We start from the raw sequence: 19,329 nt of genomic DNA on the forward strand, positions 1-19,329 counted from the left end.
TCTATTCTCCTTTAAAAACAAGAACACCTTGTTCCATACCTGTATTTTGAAAGCGTGCACCCTGACTCAACAAAGCGTGCACCTGAGCTACGTGCTGCTCATTCAACCGCTCTCCTTTCATGACTAAAGGAATGCCTGGTGGATATGGAATGATGGCTTCTGCTGCCACATATCCTGCAGCTTCTTGCCAACCCACTCTCACCACATCCATTCTTTGCATGAACGAATAGCTGTATTCCAGCTTCTGAACCACTGGAAATTGGATTTGATCCTCTATTATTGTAGCACGGTTTCTTCGCTTTTTTAATTGGGAATCCAAGGTCTTGAGCCGTTCTTCCAATAGCATCAAATCTACACTCGGGGCGAGCCCAAACACGAGCAAAACTTGATTCGTTGTTGCAAGTTCCGGGACAATTCCCACGGTATCCAAGGCATCCGCCCAGTCAAAACCTGTTTCGCTTCGAACCTCCAACGTAAGCTTCAACGGATCATCCGTAGCTCTTACTTCCCAATAGTTATACGACTTGAACAAGGACTTCACTTTTTCTAAGTAATCAAACAAGTTTTCCTTATCAGAGGGCTTCCATGAAGCTAAATAGGCCCTTGCCACGTCTAAGCTCGCCATAAGGGGATAGGAAGGACTGCTCGACTGGAGCATTTGCAAATAATGACGAACCCGGTTCAGATCCATTCTGTCTCCTTGTACGTGAAGGAATGAAGCCATGGTCATCGCTGGGGCCATCTTATGGGCAGACTGGGCCACACTATCCGCGCCTGCCGTTAAGGCAGCCTTTGGGAAGGAGTTTCCCAATTGAAAATGAACCCCATGAGCCTCATCAACCAGTAAGGGGATACGGTAGCTATGAATGACTTCTGCAATCTTTTCCAAATATGTCCTTCCAAAGTAATCCGGATATGTCAAAAACACGGCTTTACTTTCAGGGTGGTCCTTCAATGCTTGCTCGACATCCCGATGGGAAACGTGACTATGGCGTCCTGTTTCTTTTTCGTACCTTGGAGAAATAAATACAGGGGATGCACCCGAAAGTTCAAGAGCATTCAGTACAGACTTATGACAGTTTCTCTGCACAATAATCTCTTCCCCCAGGTTGACAAACAGATAAAATCATAGCCATGTTACCGACCGTTGTACCATTGACTAGGAAAAAGGTGTGATCACTATTAAAAAAATCACTCGCCATTTGTTGAGCTTCTTGAATCACACCTTCGGGAGCATGCAGATCATCCAGACCTTCTACTTCCGTGGCATCCAACTGTAAGATTGATTGAAACTTTTCATGCGCCTGCTTCTCAAACACTTTTCCATACTTGTGGCCAGGGACATGAAAAGATAAAGGATTTCGTTCTATATTCCGTTTAAGCGCTTCGTACAGCGGCATATATGTGGGGTCCATATAAATCACCTTCTTCCATGTTCAAGCTTACATAAATAGTCCCAGACAAGCAATACACATCGGCCTGGAACAAAGGATCAGGATCTCTGATGGACACGAAGCATATAAATAAGCTTTGGCTCGAATGGATTTTATCTTTCTAGACAATAAAAAATCCACCCTGCATACAAGGATGGATGTGTATTCTTCTTCATAGCTGCTACGCTCATTTATATTAAGACGGAATCATCGAACGATGGGCTTTGGCCATACGTTTCACAAAGTAATCATATTTCGGGTCATCAGCAGGTGTGTCGATCATCTCTTCCTCACAATCTTCACAAATAAAAACTCGTAATAGATAAATTCCCTTTTCTGTTTCTCTCTCACAAATACTGCAATGATCTTTACGACTCACTCGTTCTCCTCCTCTCTTTAATCACTAAGCCTTTACACTTAGTATCTCCGAATCTATCAACCTTATACATGAAATTTAAAGAAAGTAGATTTCTAATAGAAGAAGTGGAATGAGTTTTAATATAAAACAAAAAATCTTCAGGAATAAGTCCTGAAGATTTTCAAATGACGTGGCGGCGTCCTACTCTCACGGGGGTAAACCCGACTACCATCGGCGCTGAAGAGCTTAACTGCTGTGTTCGGCATGGGAACAGGTGTGACCTCTTCGCCTTCACCACCACATCAATATAAAGTTTGAGGTGAACCCTCAAAACTGGATAAGGAAACATCTTGTTTGAAAAGCAATTGTCATTCACGAATGATTATAATCAGATAGATAAGTCATCGATCCATTAGTATCCGTCAGCTCCACGTGTCACCACGCTTCCACCTCGGACCTATCAACCTCATCGTCTCTGAGGGATCTTATTACCTTATAGGTAAGGGAAATCTCATCTCAAGGGGGGCTTCATGCTTAGATGCTTTCAGCACTTATCCCGACCACACGTAGCTACCCAGCGATGCTTCTGGCGGAACAACTGGTACACCAGCGGTGTGTCCATCCCGGTCCTCTCGTACTAAGGACAGCTCCTTTCAAATTTCCAACGCCCACGACGGATAGGGACCGAACTGTCTCACGACGTTCTGAACCCAGCTCGCGTACCGCTTTAATGGGCGAACAGCCCAACCCTTGGGACCGACTACAGCCCCGGGATGCGATGAGCCGACATCGAGGTGCCAAACCTCCCCGTCGATGTGGACTCTTGGGGGAGATAAGCCTGTTATCCCCGGGGTAGCTTTTATCCGTTGAGCGACGGCCCTTCCATGCGGAACCGCCGGATCACTAAGCCCGACTTTCGTCCCTGCTCGACTTGTAGGTCTCGCAGTCAAGCTCCCTTGTGCCTTTACACTCTGCGAATGATTTCCAACCATTCTGAGGGAACCTTTGGGCGCCTCCGTTACCTTTTGGGAGGCGACCGCCCCAGTCAAACTGCCCACCTGACACTGTCTCCGGACCGGATTACGGTCCAGGTTAGAATGTCCGTACAGCCAGGGTAGTATCCCACCAGCGCCTCCACCGAAGCTAGCGCTCCGGCTTCCAAGGCTCCTACCTATCCTGTACAAGCTGTACCAACATTCAATATCAGGCTACAGTAAAGCTCCACGGGGTCTTTCCGTCCTGTCGCGGGTAATGTGCATCTTCACACATAGTATAATTTCACCGGGTCTCTCGTTGAGACAGTGCCCAAGTCGTTGCACCTTTCGTGCGGGTCGGAACTTACCCGACAAGGAATTTCGCTACCTTAGGACCGTTATAGTTACGGCCGCCGTTTACTGGGGCTTCGGTTCAACGCTTCGCATAAGCTAACGCATCCCCTTAACCTTCCAGCACCGGGCAGGTGTCAGCCCCTATACTTCGCCTTACGGCTTCGCAGAGACCTGTGTTTTTGGTAAACAGTCGCTTGGGCCTTTTCACTGCGGCTCCTCGGCAGAGGAGCACCCCTTCTCCCGAAGTTACGGGGTCATTTTGCCGAGTTCCTTAACGAGAGTTCTCCCGCTCACCTTAGGATCCTCTCCTCGCCTACCTGTGTCGGTTTGCGGTACGGGCACCTCTTTCCTCACTAGAGGATTTTCTTGGCAGTGTGAACTCAGGAGCTTCGGTACTATATTTCCCTCCCCATCACAGCTTGACGTTGCCGGACGGATTTGCCTATCCGACCGTCTCACTGCTTGGACGCGCACATCCAGTGGCGCGCTCTCCTTATCCTCCTGCGTCCCCCCGTCGTTCAAACGGAAAGGAGGTGGTACAGGAATATCAACCTGTTGTCCATCGCCTACGCCTTTCGGCCTCGGCTTAGGTCCCGACTAACCCTGAGAGGACGAGCCTTCCTCAGGAAACCTTAGGCATTCGGTGAAAGAGATTCTCACTCTTTTTTCGCTACTCATACCGGCATTCTCACTTCTAAGCGCTCCACCAGTCCTTACGGTCTGACTTCACGGCCCTTAGAACGCTCTCCTACCACTGATCATAAGATCAATCCGCAGCTTCGGTGGTGTGTTTAGCCCCGGTACATTTTCGGCGCAGAGTCACTCGACCAGTGAGCTATTACGCACTCTTTGAATGATGGCTGCTTCTAAGCCAACATCCCAGTTGTCTAAGCAACTCCACATCCTTTTCCACTTAACACACACTTTGGGACCTTAGCTGGCGGTCTGGGCTGTTTCCCTCTCGACCATGAACCTTATCACCCACGGTCTGACTCCCAGAACAAAGTCTATGGCATTCGGAGTTTGACTGAATTCGGTAACCCGATAGGGGCCCCTCGTCCAATCAGTGCTCTACCTCCATGACTTTCTATTCTGAGGCTAGCCCTAAAGCTATTTCGGAGAGAACCAGCTATCTCCGTGTTCGATTGGCATTTCACCCCTACCCACACCTCATCCCCGTAATTTTCAACTTACGTGGGTTCGGGCCTCCAGTCAGTGTTACCTGACCTTCACCCTGGACATGGGTAGATCACACGGTTTCGGGTCTACGACCGCATACTCACTCGCCCTATTCAGACTCGCTTTCGCTGCGGCTCCGCTTCTGCTGCTTAACCTCGCATACGGTCGTAACTCGCCGGTTCATTCTACAAAAAGGCACGCCGTCACCCATTAACGGGCTCCGACTACTTGTAGGCACACGGTTTCAGGTTCTCTTTCACTCCCCTTCCGGGGTGCTTTTCACCTTTCCCTCACGGTACTGGTTCACTATCGGTCACTAGGGAGTATTTAGCCTTGGGAGATGGTCCTCCCGGATTCCGACGGAATTCCTCGTGTTCCGCCGTACTCAGGATCCACTCCGGAGAGAGAAAGATTTCGACTACAGGGCTGTTACCTGCTCTGGCTGACCTTTCCAGATCGATTCGCCTATCTTCCTCTTTGGTAACTCCAATGGAGTGTCCTACAACCCCAGAAAGCAAGCTTTCTGGTTTGGGCTGATTCCGTTTCGCTCGCCGCTACTTGGGAAATCGCGTTTGCTTTCTCTTCCTCCGGGTACTTAGATGTTTCAGTTCCCCGGGTGTGCCTGCCTATACCTATGTATTCAGTATAGGATACTGTTCCATTACGAACAGTGGGTTTCCCCATTCGGAAATCTCCGGGTCAAAGCCTACTTACGGCTCGCCGGAGCATATCGGTGTTAGTCCCGTCCTTCATCGGCTCCTAGTACCAAGGCATCCACCGTGCGCCCTTATTCACTTAACTATCTTCGTGAAAAGACGTTTACAATTTCAATTAGATGTCTTGTCATCAAATGTCTCATCGTTAGATGAAACAATGATTCCTTATCCAGTTTTCAAGGTTCACAAGTTGAAAGATCGTTTGATCTCTCAAAACTGAACAACCAACACAGTACGTTTCCGTTATATCCTTAGAAAGGAGGTGATCCAGCCGCACCTTCCGATACGGCTACCTTGTTACGACTTCACCCCAATCATTGGCCCCACCTTCGGCGGCTGGCTCCAAAAAGGTTACCTCACCGACTTCGGGTGTTGCCAACTCTCGTGGTGTGCGGGCGGTGTGTACAAGGCCCGGGAACGTATTCACCGCGGCATGCTGATCCGCGATTACTAGCGATTCCGGCTTCATGCAGGCGAGTTGCAGCCTGCAATCCGAACTGAGAATGGTTTTATGGGATTTGCTACACCTCGCGGCTTCGCTGCCCTTTGTACCATCCATTGTAGCACGTGTGTAGCCCAGGTCATAAGGGGCATGATGATTTGACGTCATCCCCGCCTTCCTCCGGTTTGTCACCGGCAGTCACCTTAGAGTGCCCAACTAAATGCTGGCAACTAAGATTAGGGGTTGCGCTCGTTGCGGGACTTAACCCAACATCTCACGACACGAGCTGACGACAACCATGCACCACCTGTCACTTGGTCCCCGAAGGGAAAGCCCTATCTCTAGGGTTGTCCAAGGATGTCAAGACCTAGTAAGGTTCTTCGCGTTGCTTCGAATTAAACCACATGCTCCACCGCTTGTGCGGGCCCCCGTCAATTCCTTTGAGTTTCAGCCTTGCGGCCGTACTCCCAGGCGGAGTGCTTAATGCGTTAACTTCAGCACTAAGGGGTGGAAGCCCCTAACACCTAGCACTCATCGTTTACGGCGTGGACTGGGGTATCTAATCCTGTTTGCTACCCACGCTTTCGCACCTCAGCGTCAGAAACAGACCAGAGAGTCGCCTTCGCCACTGGTGTTCCTCCACATATCTACGCATTTCACCGCTACACGTGGAATTCCACTCTCCTCTTCTGTCCTCAAGTTCCCCAGTTTCCAATGACCCTCCACGGTTGAGCCGTGGGCTTTCACATCAGACTTAAGGAACCGCCTGCGCGCGCTTTACGCCCAATAATTCCGGACAACGCTTGCCCCCTACGTATTACCGCGGCTGCTGGCACGTAGTTAGCCGGGGCTTCCTCGTTAGGTACCGTCAAGGTACCGCTCTATTCGCACGGTACTTGTTCTTCCCTAACAACAGAACTTTACGATCCGAAGACCTTCATCGTTCACGCGGCGTTGCTCCGTCAGACTTTCGTCCATTGCGGAAGATTCCCTACTGCTGCCTCCCGTAGGAGTCTGGGCCGTGTCTCAGTCCCAGTGTGGCCGATCACCCTCTCAGGTCGGCTACGCATCGTCGCCTTGGTGAGCCGTTACCTCACCAACTAGCTAATGCGCCGCGGGCCCATCTGTAAGTGATAGCAAGAAGCCATCTTTCAACTTTCCTTCATGCGAAAGAAAGTATTACCCGGCATTAGCCCCGGTTTCCCGGGGTTATTCCGATCTTACAGGCAGGTTGCCCACGTGTTACTCACCCGTCCGCCGCTCGTTCCACGAGCTTCACCCCGAAGGGATTCACTCGCTTCCCGCGCTCGACTTGCATGTATTAGGCACGCCGCCAGCGTTCGTCCTGAGCCAGGATCAAACTCTCCATAAAAGTTAAGTTTGACTTGCTCATTTGCACACCGAATGTGCTTTGTTTCAAATCTCTTCTATAAAGAAGAAATGTTTTGACGTACTGGTTGGTTCGTTCAGTTTTCAAAGATCAAATGTTTTGTTTGCCGCTTCAAAACAGCGACTTAATTAATATATCATGTGTAGTTGTTTTCGTCAACAACTTTTTATGATTTATTTTGTTAAGCCGTTCGCGGCTTGCCGCTCTCTTAACGCGACAAGTAATAATATATCATGGCATTCCGGATGACGCAATAGGTTTTTATAAAAAAGATTTATATTTTAATAGAATGTTTCTTCTATCGAAAACTCCCACTCATAAAGAAGGTTCTTAAACTCCCCAGACGTTAAATCTTGTAATAAGGAAAGATCTAATTACAGAGGATTTGCCACAAAACAAAAAGGCGAAGCATATAAGCTTCCCCCTTTAGATGACCCAAAAATGAATTGCTGTTAAAGACAGTACTCCAGGAACCCCTAGTACAGCTGATACGACTGCCGTAAAACCATTGATCGGAACGTGCAACCCGAATTGGGCACCGAACAGGTTCACAAAAAACAAAAGAATGACAGCTACAATCAGCCTGGTCATTACCTGCCCTACAACCTTCAACGGCTTGGCCGGCATGCCTATAATGAGTAATAACGGGATGGCCAGTCCTAATAAAAGAATGACGAGTACCGGATCCATAAAAAACCCCCCCTTGTCCAACAAACTGTTCTATCAACAGTCTATGCTCGTAGACAAGAGGGTAGTACATCAATTAAGACAACGCATTGATTCCTCTGAATCTTGCTTCTCTTAATAGGTAGAAATACTTCGCTTTGACGACCGCTAAATCATTTAAGCCTTCGTCACTCGGTTCGATGCTTTGTTCAATGATCGTGTTTAAAGTTTCCCACTCCCGCTTCAACTCTTTAATATGAAGGAGGAGTTCTCGATCCATTTCTTTTTTCACTGTTTTCTTTCTGCCAAACAAACCTTCTCCCCCTCTCCTAAAGTTCTCTTCGTCCTTCAAGAGCTTTGGACAGGGTCACTTCGTCTGCGTATTCAAGATCGCCCCCGACCGGAAGACCATGAGCAATTCTCGTCATGCGAATACCAGAAGGTTTCACGAGGCGAGAAATATACATCGCTGTCGCTTCCCCTTCGATGTTCGGGTTCGTTGCGAGAATCAATTCCTCAATTCCCTCATCCTTCAACCGGTTAATCAGGCTTGCTACGTTAATATCTTCTGGACCGATGCCATCCATAGGCGAAATAGCTCCGTGAAGCACGTGATATTTCCCACTGAATTCTTTCATTTTTTCCATTGCGATGACATCCTTTGGATCCTGAACGACACAAATCAACGTTTGATCTCTCGATTCATCCTGACAGATGGAGCAAGGGTCCTGGTCTGTAATGTGCCCGCAAATGGAACAATGAGTGAGTTCCCTTTTGGCATTGACTAGTGATTTGGCAAAATCGAGGACATCATCCTCTTCCATTTCTAAAACGAAAAAAGCCAGGCGAACAGCCGTCTTCGGTCCGATTCCTGGCAGTTTCGTAAAACTGTCGATCAGTTTTGATATAGGTTCCGGGTAATACATGAAAATTCCTCCTAGAACATTCCTCCAGGCATACCTTTCGTGAATTGTCCCATAGTATCATTCGTTTTATCATCCACTTGCTTCAATACGTCATTTGTTGCTGTAATGATCAAGTCCTGCAGCATTTCTACATCATCTGGATCAACGACCTCTTCATCAATAGCCACGTCGGTGATTTCTTTCTTGCCGTTCGCGGTCACTTTAACCATACCGCCACCTGCAGAAGATTCGAATGTCATTTCATAAAGCTCTTCTTGAGCCTTCATCATTTTCTTCTGCATTTTTTGCATTTGTTTCATCATGTTATTCATGTTTCCTCCACCACGCATGGAGCATTCCTCCTTTAAATAGCTGTTAATCTTGGACTTCTATTAAATCATCTCCGACTAGTTTTCGGGCTTCTGAAACTAAAGGATCCTCTTCGCCTGCTTGGGATGAAGACGTTTCACTTTCTTCCCCTTCTACTCCAGAGCCTTCGTCAGATGATTGTTTCTGTTTCCGGACGTATTCTTCCCTGATTTCCTGCCAATTCTGTTCAGGGATCGGAATGATCGTCAACGGTTTCCCAATGAATTCCGTCAGCAATGGCTCAATGGTCTTCTGGTGTTCCGATGCCAATGAACAATGGATATCATACCGGAAAGCAAGCACAAGCGCTTTCGAAGAGGCAGCTCTCGGCTTACTATTCAAAAGTGTTGCATGGGCCGGAGCGTTCGTCCGCTTCAGAGCTTCCATAAAGTCCGCCCAGCGTCCCTGAACATTCTTAATATCTTCCTTGGACGCTTCATTCAACACTTGGCGAATACGTTCATAAGGAACATTATACCCTTTTTTCCCGGATTTTGCAGGGGTCCGCTTCTTCGGGGCCGACTGTGGTTGTGCCGTTGCGCTGATCCCTTTTTCTTTCAGGGTGGCAAGCTCCTTTTCAAGGCCTTCAAGCTTTCTTGTCAGCTGATCCACAGCTTCTGATTGAACCGGCTGTCCTTGGGCCGGTCCCGCCTGAACTTCCACCATATTAAGCATGGCGATTTCTATGAAAACTTTCGGGCTCGTCGTCCATTTCATTTCCTGCTGGCAACGGTTCAGCTCGCGGATCGCTTGCTGAATCCAGGCCGGCGACAATTCGCCGGATAAGCTTTTGAAAGCTTCATCAGGAATCGCTCTTTCCAAATTATGCTCAAGGTCTGGAGCACTCTGGAATAAAAGCAGATCCCTCAAATAATAGATAAGATCGAAAACAAAGCGGCCTGGATCTTTTCCTTGTTGAATCAAGTCATCCACCGCTTCAAGAGCCGCTCTTGCATCCTGGTTGTGAAGCGCCTGCAAAACCGCTGTTAATTTACTTTGAGAAACGGAACCCGTCACCGCGAGAACGTCGTCAATCGTCACTTCATCTTCACTGTAGGAAATCGCCTGATCAAGTAGACTCAAAGCGTCACGCATTCCACCTTCTGCTGTGAGCGCTACAATCTCCAATGCTTCTCTTGCAATGGCGATTTCTTCAACCGATGTGATTTTTTCCATTCGTTCAACCATTGCTTTTTGCGAAATCCGCTTAAAATCGAATCGTTGACATCTGGATATGATCGTCAATGGAATTTTATGAGGCTCCGTTGTTGCTAGAATGAATATGACATGCTTTGGAGGTTCCTCTAATGTTTTCAATAAGGCGTTAAAAGCCCCCATGGAAAGCATATGAACCTCATCGATGATGTACACTTTGTAAGGCACCGCACTAGGAGCATATTTCACCTTGTCCCGGATTTCCCTGATTTGCTCGACGCCATTGTTTGAAGCGGCATCAATTTCAATGACATCTGAGATCGATCCATCCTGAATACCCAGGCAAGCATCACATTCATTACACGGTTCCTTCACAGGGGAACGCTCGCAGTTGACGGCTTTAGCGAAAATTTTGGCAGCACTCGTTTTCCCTGTCCCCCTCGGTCCAGAGAATAAATACGCATGCGAAAATTTATTCTGCTCAATCGCATTCTGCAGTGTCCGTGTAATATGCGTTTGTCCGACGACTCCTTCAAAATTCCGCGGCCGCCATACGCGATATAAAGCCTGATAGCTCATAAAACCGTTCTCCCTTAATAGTCTCTTCCTCATTATACCTGATTCAAGGTTGTGATGTGAACCTTCGAAAATAGGTATAAAAAAGAGCTGTTATGAATGGATCATAACAGCTCTTTGTGTTTGCTTATGTAATGCCGTGCACCCATCTTCGATGATGTGGCCCTAAGCGTTACTTATGGTTGTGGCTCGACCCAGGCACTCCCACGGCACACGGGAGAGACAGCTTACTGCTGCTTCCTTCCGGACCTGACAGGATTCACTGATTCCCGTTGCGCAGGACCTGGGTGTCAACACCACTCACATAAGGCAGACCTTAAGGCCGCACCACCTCGGACGGGGATTCGGCCTCGCTATAGCGGATTGCGAGTACAGGGCACCGCTACCTCCCCGCTTAGCACGGCATAAACAAGTATAGCGAGTTTTTGAGAAAAATGCAATGATAAAACACTGTCAATTATTAGTCGATGGTTTGTTTTTCTTGCGCTCACGCAGATGACGGAAGAAATCCGTTAATATTTTTCCACATGTTTCTTCCATAACTCCCGGTAGAACTTCTGATTTATGATTGAAGCGGTTGTCATCTAATAGGTTAAGAAGCGTCCCTGCACAACCTGCTTTCGGATCCTTAGCACCATAAACCACCCTTGGAATTCTCGATTGCAAGATTGCACCTGCACACATTGGACAAGGCTCTAAAGTGACATACAACGTACATTCCTCAAGCCTCCAACTGCCTACTTGCTGGTTCGCCCTTTCAATCGCAATAAATTCAGCGTGGGACGATGCCAACTGGGAGGTTTCTCTCTGATTGTATCCTGTGGCGATCACTTCCCCATCTTTTACGATGACAGCACCAATCGGAACTTCCCCTTCCAACTCTGCTTTTTCAGCTTCTTCTAACGCCAGTTTCATATAATGTTCATCGCCAAGCATGATGATCCTCCTGTGATTTTCAAGAATAATTCCGTTTTCCCCTCTCATACATTATTAAAGATGAGAAAGGAGCGAATCCATATGCAAATCCACGTCGTTCAAGAAGGAGATTCGGTATTCTCCATTGCTGGTCTCTACGATAGTACGCCAAACGCCATTATCGAGGCCAATGAGCTGGAAACCCCGGGAGACCTTGTCATCGGTCAGGCTCTGGTCATACCGATTGTCGGCCAATTTTATTTTGTCCAGCAAGGGGACAGCTTATATTCCATTGCTCAAAAGTTCAATACCACGGCTGAAAAGCTTGCTCAGGTAAACGGACTTCAAGTCGGAGCCCCTCTTTCTGTTGGTTTACGTCTTTACATTCCAGATGAGCCACCGAGACCAATTACAGCGAATGCTTATATTGAGCCCTACGGCGAGGAAGTTTCTGACACACTTCGTGCTTCTGCTGAAAACAGGGCGGGATCACTGACCTACATGGCTCCATTCAGTTATGAGATTCAAGAAGATGCTTCGTTGAAGGCACCGCCGCTTGATAACTTCAAAGAAATTGCTCAACAAAATGATACGGCTCTTATGATGGTCGTCACAAACCTGGCGGAAGATGGATTCAATGCTGAATTAGGCAGGAAAATTCTTTCTGATGAAGCCCTGCAGGATAAACTGCTCGACAATATCATTCAAACGACCAAGCAAGTAGGGTTTAAGGACGTCCACTTTGATATGGAGTTTCTCCCTCCTGAAATGAAAGAGAACTATAACCAGTTTCTAAGAAAAGCGAAAAAGAGATTGGGAGCGGAAGGCTTACTCATTTCTACCGCTCTTGCTCCAAAAACGAGTGCCGAACAAAAAGGAGCCTGGTATGAAGCCCATGACTACAAAGCGCACGGAGAAATTGTAGACTTCGTCGTTTTAATGACTTATGAATGGGGATACAGCGGCGGTCCTCCACGTGCCGTAGCTCCTATCGGTCCCGTTACAGAAGTGGTCGATTATGCGTTGACAGAAATGCCCGCAGAAAAAATTCTTCTCGGTCAAAATTTATATGGCTATGACTGGACCCTTCCTTATGAGCCTGGTGGAGAGTTCGCCAAAGCCATTAGTCCACAGCAGGCCATTCAAATTGCGAGAGAGAACAATGTACCGATTTCCTATGATAAGGAAGAGCAAGCCCCTTACTTCACTTATACCGATAACAACGGAAAGAAACACGAAGTATGGTTTGAAGACGCCCGCTCGATTCAACGAAAATTCGACTTGATCAAAGATCGGAGTCTTCTTGGCATCAGCTACTGGAAACTGGGACTTTCCTTCCCTCAAAACTGGGTGTTGCTCAATGGACAATTCAGTATCGATAAGAAGTAAAGAGAGCCCCTTGCCTGCGAACGGTCAGAAAAAAATGAAACAGTCACTTACACTTCGGAATTGTAAGTGACTATTCTTTTTTTACAAAAGTAACAATATACGTTTGAACCTCTGTATCGTGAAACGCTTGAGATAGACCTTTTTCTTCTATTTCCCTTTTTGGTACTTGACGGTAAGGAACCTCGATGCTGAACGGCTTCTCAAATGGAAAAGGGTGAACGGAAACATTCTCATGATCCACCCAGCGAGCGATTATGCCAGCAGGAGCGAAATCAAAAGACTGCCTGAAGCCGTTTTTGAACCATGGAACTTCTTCTTCCTTGGGTGTTCCAGGTTCCTGCATGCATACATAAAGGGACAAATCATCACAAAATTGCAGCCGGCGAAAATGAAGGTCATAGATATCATAGGGAATGTCCATTTCCATTGATTCGAAAAGATCCTGCTGACGTGTTTTTTCTTCAGCTAAAAACGTCTGTATAGCCGGATTTTTATCATCTTTAGAAAAGAACGACGCGTAGTGCATACTGCAGAGCATCCCAGCATACAAGGAGCGGTCGGCTACCTCTTCTATCCCGCGCTGGTAGGCTTGCAGTTTTTTCTCTAACGGATAATCGACGAACGTATAAGGGCGCTGCTTTTCTTCATTCCATTCAGGATGATCATCCAGTGGAATCCAGGCTCTGTCGTGCTGCTGAATCGCCCAATCTGCTTCTTCTCTCAATTTTGAGCGCAATAAAAAATTATTTTTCCAATGAGTGACGATTTCGGCTGAAATTTTGGCATGCTCATGCTGAGGAATCATGTGAAAATGTTGTTCTTTCTCAATGACAATCATCGTTTGGTCCTCCTCCTTCAATACGTATGCATGTATGTAATATAGAACGATCTATGATCTTCCTTTCATTATATAGGAACTTTCTTCTCCTCTCTACAATAGCAGGTTACAAAATTGGTACTGTTTTGGTAAACGTTTTTTAACAATAAGGCAGGATTGTGTAGGATTCGATTTCGAGATGTTTATTGAGTGAATGGGGCGGAGGGGAATGACTCGCTTTCCAACCACCCCTGACGCTATATATGGCAAACGAAACCCGGTCATCTCGAAACTGAGTTCTCCACAATCAGGACCCTATATGTAATAAGGCAGTTGATTTATTAAGACGAAGAAAAAGGCCATGGGGGAGTTCCCTCATGGCCTTTCTGGTGTTTATTTCAAGAGTTTTATTGCTTCGCGGTTGAAGGCTGGAATATCATCGGGCTGGCGGCTTGTGACCAGCTGATTCTGACAAACAACCACTTCTTTATCCTCATAGTTGACGCCTGCATATTCCATATCAACGGAAATGGATTTGAACCCGGTTGCTGTGCGCCCTTCGAGAGTTTTAGCCGTAATCAATAGTTGTGGACCATGGCAGATTGCGAATACAGGTTTCTTTTCATCCATAAAATGTTTCGCAAAGGAAACGAATTTCTCATCACCACGCAAAATATCAGGTGAAAAACCACCAGGGATAAATAATGCATCAAAGTCTTCCGGTTTCACGTCATCGATGGATGTATCAATTTTAACGGACGCTTCCCCTTGTTTTCCTTCCACTTCTTTGCCTGCTTCCCATTCAATGGTCGTTACTTCGTGGCCTTCTTTTGAGAATGCTTCTGCCGGTTGTGTATATTCTACATCTTCAAACATGGACGTCATGACACAAGCAATCTTACTCATATCTAAATCATCTCCTTGAATGTATGGGTTGAATTTAAACACATAGGATATCTTCCCCCATGAGATGATTTTAAAACCATTTTTCCACTTTATGGTTATTCGAAGCCTTTCATAGAAAACTGCTGGAAGGTTGTATCCGATTGGTTCCGGTACACCTCTCGCCCTGCAATCCTATTAATAATATGAACATTCCGATGTACGGATAATCCTAAATTCGTAGCTCCCGCTCCATGTGAGTGGACGAGGTCGGTCAACGTAAAGAAATGATGGTTACGATCATCGTTGAAGAGGAGCTGATAATCGCGTGATACTTTATACATCCCATCCTCTTCCCATTGGATTTTTTCTTTAAAACGGGTCATGAACCAATCAGGAAAATGAGGTTTATACCCTGTGGCGAGCACAACTTTTTCCGTTGGATACTTATACTCGACTTCTTCCTGCCACTGATTACAGTGCAGGTAATAACCGTCTTCTTTCGCCTCAATCCCTGTAATTTCAGTCATCGGTTGAATAAGGACACGGCTATCCTTCATACCGGCTGTTCTATGGTAAAGCTTCGAATACAGCCTCGTGAGTGTATCAGGATCAATTCCTTTCCGAAGCGGTCCGAGCGTATCAAGAGCATCTTTACGTTGTTGGAGACTCAAGGCATGAAAGTAATCGACGAATTCCGGTGTAAACATTTCTTGAGCAAACTTAGCTGTATCCAATTGAAAAAGCCCACCAGATCTTGTGAGGAGGCTCAATTTCATATCCGACTGTCTGTCCTGCTCTTCTAATAAATCAAGGAAAACCTCTAAAGCACTCTGCCCCGATCCGACAATGGTCACATGTGTTGATTTCAGTAAATGATCTTTTTCGAAAAGGTAGCGACTCGTATGCATCACGTCTTCGTTCGGTAATCGGTCCATACCTTCCAAAATCAACGGTTCGCTGCCAGTCCCCATGACAATATGTTTGGCTTGGTAATACTTTTCCTCACCCGTTGCTGTTTCTTTGACCACCACTTCATAATGGGGAACAGCCGCGTCTTTATGGTCCATCACGTCAACGACGGTATGGCCGAAAAACAGACCATCCAACTGCTTGGCTACCCACTGCATGTAGTGATTGTATTCTTGGCGCGGGATTTCAAAATGACGATGGAAGAAGAAAGGGAACATCCGGTCATGCTCGTGCAAATAATTCATAAAGGTATAAGGGCTTTTCGGGTCCGCGAACGAGACCATGTCCGCCAAAAAAGGGACCTGTAGATCCATCGTTTCAATAAGCATGCCTGGATGCCATACAAACTCAGGGGTCTTGTCAAAAAAGACAGCATCCAAATCTTCGGTCTGATCAAGCAATGCGGCCATTCCTAAATTATAGGGACCGATTCCGATCCCGATCACATCATATATTTTACTTTCCATTCCATCACTTCCTTGTACCATCAATTTTCCCTATGATGCTGTCTTTGATTCTTTCCAGAGACGGTCCAGAACAATGACGAGTACAGTCCCGACCAGCAATCCATTGCTCAGTAAGTTTTGTAAAACCCCTGGAACACCACTGAAAGCTTCTGGCGGGATGAACATGAGTCCAATTCCCAGTAAGAAAGACAAACCTAAAATGGTGAGTCTCCGTTCATCGAGCGTTTCACTCGTCATGTTAGATATTCCAAGTCCCATCAATTGGACAAAAGTTGCGAGCAAAGCTGCGTTAGCTACTGGTGCGGGAATTCCAGAAATAAATGCCACCACCGGCGGGAAGAACGAAAACAACACTAATAATAAAGAAGCATATAAAAAAGGACGCTTCCTTTTTTGCCCCGTCAATTGCATAAAACCAGAAGATGAAGCAAGGGAAACATTAGCCACTGCAGAAAAAATGGCTGTAATACCGTGGTTAATCCCTAGAAAACTACTTCCTTTATTAACCTGATCATATGTATATTTTGGTTTTCCATAAACGGTATGACTGACCGCAATAATGGAGGCCACCAGATTCGACAATAAGATCACAGCGGTAATAAATCCTAAAGGGAGCGTTCCCCACGTCATTTGAGGTGGTCCCCAAGCAAAAATTTCAGGTAATGAAAAAGCTGAGGTTCCACCTGTTTCACTGGCACCTCCATTGAATGTCATGGCATACAATACCCATCCGAAACCAATTCCAATCAAAACAGCGAAACTTTTCAACCAACCTTTTCCCATAACCGATAACCCGAGCACAAGCGCAAGCGTAACAAAAGCAACGAGCGCCTGTTTTCCATCGACTGCTTCTGTCGACTGCTGGATGCCTAACATCCCCTGAAGAAACGTTCCGCTCAATTGTACGGTCAGTAAAAATAAAAAAGCACCCGTAACGAGTGGGGTGAACACAAAAAGCACCCGGTGCGATAAACGTAATACGCCAAACAGGAACAGAAAAATCCCTGTCCATATCATAGTCCCCTGGAGAACTTGTAACGTTTCCATATAACTGTTGCCGGACTGTGACCCACTATAAGCCATAACAGCAAAAATACTGATCCAAAGGCCGGCGGGTCCTTCCATGATTGGAAGACGGTGTCCGAAAACGCCCTGTAGGAAGGAAGCGATGCCGACAACAAAGAATGTCCGTTGCATCAATCCTGCTACTTCATTGAAATTCAATTCAAAAATAGAACCAATGACAATGGGCAGGGCAACTGCACTCGCCAACAGAAATACGAACCATTGAACGGTCTCTAAAGAGCCGTCCAAAAACCGTGTAGATCCTTCTTTCATCATTGTGCCACCTGCAATCTATGTAATATCTCTCCATATCTTACCATAGGATACATGAAAATTATGTGACTCACGCTTGTTGGTCGTTCCACGTGAAACAACTTCCACACGAGCACCAAAAAATAAAAAGCACAACCCTGTAGGGGGCTGTGCTTTCGTTATTACTCTTCAAGAGTAGAAGTATCGCCGGTCGGTAATCCAAGCTCCCAAGATTTCAGGAGACGTCTCATGATCTTACCACTGCGTGTTTTAGGAATCGTATCCTTAATTTCAATCTCCCTTGGAGCGGCGTGAGCACTCAATCCTTTTTTGACGAACTGACGGATGTCTTCAAGCAGTTCATCAGATTGTTCATGGCCTTCTCTTAGGGTGATGAACGCTTTAATGATTTCCCCGCGTTCTGGGTCCGGTTTACCGATGACTCCCGCTTCTGCTACTGCTTCGTGTTCGATCAACTTACTCTCCACTTCAAACGGTCCAACACGCTCACCGGAAGTGTTAATAACATCATCAAGACGGCCTTGGAACCAGAAATAACCGTCTTCGTCTTGATACGCGCTATCTCCGGAAACGTACCAGCCATTCAAGAAATAACTCTCATATTTCCCTGGATTCTTCCACACCGCACGCATCATGGACGGCCAACCCTGTTTGATCGCAAGGTTCCCCATTTGATTGGCAGGGAGTTCATTTCCTTCATTGTCCACGATGGCAGCTTCAATTCCAGGGAACGGTTTACCCATGGAACCCGGGCGCATATCCATCGCAGGATAGTTACAAATCAACATACCACCAGTTTCCGTCATCCACCATGTATCATGGATACGCAAATCAAAGGCCGAAAGCCCCCATGTCACAACTTCAGGGTTCAACGGTTCTCCCACACTTAACACATGGCGAAGGGAAGAGAGATCATGCTTTTTCGCCACTCCTTCCCCAGCACTCAATAGTTTACGGAAAGCAGTCGGAGCGGAATACCAGACGGAAACATTTTTCTCCGCAATCGTTCCATACCAATCATCAGGACTGAATCGTCCACCACGAATGACATTCGTCACCCCATTTAACCACGGAGCAAAGATTCCGTAGCTTGTCCCTGTTACCCAGCCCTGGGTCTGCAGTACACCAGTACACATCGTCTTCTTTAAGATCCAGGACCCATTTACCTGTTTGGTAATGTTGAAGCATAGCGTTGTGGACATGATAGACGCCTTTTGGCTTACCTGTTGAACCAGACGTATAGTGAAGGAGCATCCCGTCTTCAAGGTCCACCCACTCGATATCAAATTCATCCGAAGCTTTCTCCATTTCTTCTTCATAAGAAATGTAGTTGCCTGGTGCATCGCCGCCGACAAGTACGACTTGCTTCAAGTTCGGAAGCTCATCCGCCGGCACACGCTCAAGCAATTCAGGCGTCGTAATGAGCATCGTCGCTTCACTGTCTTCCAAGCGATCTCGTACGGCTTGTTCCATAAATGCTTCAAACAGCGGTCCAGCAATCGCTCCTACCTTAAGAATGCCAAGGAATGTGGCATAAAACTCAGGGCTTCTCGGCATGAAAAGAAAGACACGATCGCCCTTTTCTATATTGTGTTTTTTCAGTACATTTGCGAATTGATTACTTTTAAGCTTCAAATCTTCAAAAGTAAGGGTCTCTTCTCTATCCGGTGCAGAGTAGATCAGAGCTGCCTGATCTTTCTTATCAGGATTTTCTGCATGGCGATCGACAGCTTCATAGGCAATGTTTACTTTGCCTGTCTCGTTCCATGAGAACTTCTTTTTCACTTCTTCCCACTGGAAATTCTCATACGCTTCTTTGTAGTTTTCCATGTTGTGATTGCCTGATCGAGCTGGAATTGGTTTCATGTCCATATTCATCATCACCTCATAAGAATGTTTTGTAAACGTTTTCCCTTTGTGGCTGAAGAAAGCTCTGATCCTTTCAGAGCCACGAACTGCATACTTTTCTGAAAATTTTATGAATTACTTCTATTGTAGGGGATTTCTACTCACATTTAAAGAGTTATCTCCA

The 19,329-nt window shown here is 46.5% G+C and carries 14 protein-coding genes, 3 rRNA genes, 1 other RNA gene and 1 pseudogene; 1 reads left to right on the plus strand and 18 read right to left on the minus strand.

Annotated elements, in window-relative coordinates; translation table 11 throughout:
* Position 1: 1 nt before the first annotated feature.
* The 13 genes from LC065_RS04570 to tadA all read right to left on the minus strand — a co-directional run bounded on the left by LC065_RS04570 (position 2) and on the right by tadA (position 11,453).
* Entirely contained in the window at positions 2-1,090 is a 1,089-nt protein-coding gene (locus LC065_RS04570; RefSeq protein WP_306163775.1) for an aminotransferase class I/II-fold pyridoxal phosphate-dependent enzyme, read from the minus strand.
* Positions 1,071-1,415 carry an aminotransferase class I/II-fold pyridoxal phosphate-dependent enzyme gene (locus LC065_RS04575; protein WP_306163776.1) on the minus strand — a complete coding sequence of 115 codons (345 nt, stop codon included), beginning with the start codon at positions 1,413-1,415 and terminating at the stop codon, positions 1,071-1,073. The genes LC065_RS04570 and LC065_RS04575 overlap by 20 nt, the downstream gene beginning before the upstream one ends.
* Positions 1,416-1,629: 214 nt before the next feature.
* Positions 1,630-1,812: a sigma factor G inhibitor Gin gene (locus LC065_RS04580; RefSeq protein WP_206948351.1), complete on the minus strand. Its 183-nt coding sequence runs from the start codon at positions 1,810-1,812 to the stop codon at positions 1,630-1,632.
* A 167-nt stretch (positions 1,813-1,979) separates the two neighbouring features.
* Positions 1,980-2,093: ribosomal RNA gene (rrf, locus tag LC065_RS04585) — 5S ribosomal RNA — on the minus strand.
* Positions 2,094-2,183: 90 nt separating this feature from the next.
* A 23S ribosomal RNA gene (locus tag LC065_RS04590) occupies positions 2,184-5,099 on the minus strand.
* Positions 5,100-5,269: 170 nt separating this feature from the next.
* Positions 5,270-6,828: ribosomal RNA gene (locus LC065_RS04595) — 16S ribosomal RNA — on the minus strand.
* The 16S, 23S and 5S rRNA genes sit together here, the layout of an rRNA operon.
* A gap of 444 nt (positions 6,829-7,272) precedes the next feature.
* Positions 7,273-7,536, minus strand: a complete 264-nt coding sequence (locus LC065_RS04600; RefSeq protein ID WP_226593557.1) for a pro-sigmaK processing inhibitor BofA family protein — start codon at positions 7,534-7,536, stop codon at positions 7,273-7,275.
* 73 nt (positions 7,537-7,609) lie between these two features.
* Positions 7,610-7,825, minus strand: a complete 216-nt coding sequence (locus LC065_RS04605) for a YaaL family protein (RefSeq protein ID WP_226593555.1) — start codon at positions 7,823-7,825, stop codon at positions 7,610-7,612.
* A gap of 16 nt (positions 7,826-7,841) precedes the next feature.
* On the minus strand, positions 7,842-8,438 hold the full coding sequence (gene recR, locus LC065_RS04610; protein ID WP_146814432.1) for a recombination mediator RecR: 597 nt from the start codon (positions 8,436-8,438) through the stop codon (positions 7,842-7,844).
* An 11-nt stretch (positions 8,439-8,449) separates the two neighbouring features.
* Positions 8,450-8,767 (minus strand): YbaB/EbfC family nucleoid-associated protein, encoded by a 318-nt coding sequence (locus LC065_RS04615; RefSeq protein WP_035507411.1) that lies wholly within the window; start codon positions 8,765-8,767, stop codon positions 8,450-8,452.
* A gap of 25 nt (positions 8,768-8,792) precedes the next feature.
* On the minus strand, positions 8,793-10,520 hold the full coding sequence (dnaX, locus tag LC065_RS04620; RefSeq protein ID WP_226593553.1) for a DNA polymerase III subunit gamma/tau: 1,728 nt from the start codon (positions 10,518-10,520) through the stop codon (positions 8,793-8,795).
* Positions 10,521-10,654: 134 nt separating this feature from the next.
* Positions 10,655-10,920, minus strand: an RNA gene (ffs, locus tag LC065_RS04625) — signal recognition particle sRNA large type.
* A gap of 50 nt (positions 10,921-10,970) precedes the next feature.
* Positions 10,971-11,453 carry a tRNA adenosine(34) deaminase TadA gene (gene tadA / locus LC065_RS04630; RefSeq protein ID WP_226593551.1) on the minus strand — a complete coding sequence of 161 codons (483 nt, stop codon included), beginning with the start codon at positions 11,451-11,453 and terminating at the stop codon, positions 10,971-10,973.
* Between the two features lie 81 nt (positions 11,454-11,534).
* Here tadA and LC065_RS04635 point away from each other — a divergent pair, with 81 nt between their 5' ends.
* Positions 11,535-12,821, plus strand: a complete 1,287-nt coding sequence (locus LC065_RS04635) for a glycoside hydrolase family 18 protein (protein WP_226593549.1) — start codon at positions 11,535-11,537, stop codon at positions 12,819-12,821.
* A gap of 70 nt (positions 12,822-12,891) precedes the next feature.
* Here LC065_RS04635 and LC065_RS04640 read toward each other — a convergent pair whose 3' ends face one another.
* From LC065_RS04640 to acsA, 5 genes and pseudogenes are all read right to left on the minus strand, one after another.
* Entirely contained in the window at positions 12,892-13,659 is a 768-nt protein-coding gene (locus LC065_RS04640) for a DUF3891 family protein (protein WP_226593548.1), read from the minus strand.
* A 372-nt stretch (positions 13,660-14,031) separates the two neighbouring features.
* A complete protein-coding gene (locus tag LC065_RS04645; protein WP_226593546.1) occupies positions 14,032-14,544 on the minus strand; it encodes a type 1 glutamine amidotransferase domain-containing protein in 513 nt (170 codons plus the stop codon).
* A 95-nt stretch (positions 14,545-14,639) separates the two neighbouring features.
* The gene (locus LC065_RS04650; protein WP_226593544.1) at positions 14,640-15,959 is read right to left on the minus strand and encodes a lysine N(6)-hydroxylase/L-ornithine N(5)-oxygenase family protein; all 1,320 of its coding nucleotides are present in this window, start codon (positions 15,957-15,959) and stop codon (positions 14,640-14,642) included.
* Between the two features lie 30 nt (positions 15,960-15,989).
* Positions 15,990-17,297: a purine/pyrimidine permease gene (locus LC065_RS04655; protein ID WP_226593543.1), complete on the minus strand. Its 1,308-nt coding sequence runs from the start codon at positions 17,295-17,297 to the stop codon at positions 15,990-15,992.
* A gap of 161 nt (positions 17,298-17,458) precedes the next feature.
* Positions 17,459-19,169: pseudogene (gene acsA / locus LC065_RS04660) on the minus strand (acetate--CoA ligase).
* Positions 19,170-19,329 lie beyond the last annotated feature (160 nt).

The organism is Halobacillus litoralis (assembly GCF_020524085.2).
GTDB classification, from domain to species: Bacteria; Bacillota; Bacilli; order Bacillales; family Halobacillaceae; genus Halobacillus; species Halobacillus litoralis_E.

Coding starts and splice junctions, on each gene's coding strand:
- LC065_RS04645 (WP_226593546.1), bottom strand. CDS start 14,544: ATGAGTAAGATTGCTTGTGTCATGACGTCCATGTTTGAAGATGTAGAA.
- LC065_RS04640 (WP_226593548.1), bottom strand. CDS start 13,659: ATGATTGTCATTGAGAAAGAACAACATTTTCACATGATTCCTCAGCAT.
- dnaX (WP_226593553.1), bottom strand. CDS start 10,520: ATGAGCTATCAGGCTTTATATCGCGTATGGCGGCCGCGGAATTTTGAA.
- LC065_RS04655 (WP_226593543.1), bottom strand. CDS start 17,297: ATGAAAGAAGGATCTACACGGTTTTTGGACGGCTCTTTAGAGACCGTT.
- tadA (WP_226593551.1), bottom strand. CDS start 11,453: ATGCTTGGCGATGAACATTATATGAAACTGGCGTTAGAAGAAGCTGAA.
- recR (WP_146814432.1), bottom strand. CDS start 8,438: ATGTATTACCCGGAACCTATATCAAAACTGATCGACAGTTTTACGAAA.
- LC065_RS04615 (WP_035507411.1), bottom strand. CDS start 8,767: ATGCGTGGTGGAGGAAACATGAATAACATGATGAAACAAATGCAAAAA.
- LC065_RS04600 (WP_226593557.1), bottom strand. CDS start 7,536: ATGGATCCGGTACTCGTCATTCTTTTATTAGGACTGGCCATCCCGTTA.
- LC065_RS04635 (WP_226593549.1), top strand. CDS start 11,535: ATGCAAATCCACGTCGTTCAAGAAGGAGATTCGGTATTCTCCATTGCT.
- LC065_RS04650 (WP_226593544.1), bottom strand. CDS start 15,959: ATGGAAAGTAAAATATATGATGTGATCGGGATCGGAATCGGTCCCTAT.
- LC065_RS04575 (WP_306163776.1), bottom strand. CDS start 1,415: ATGGACCCCACATATATGCCGCTGTACGAAGCGCTTAAACGGAATATA.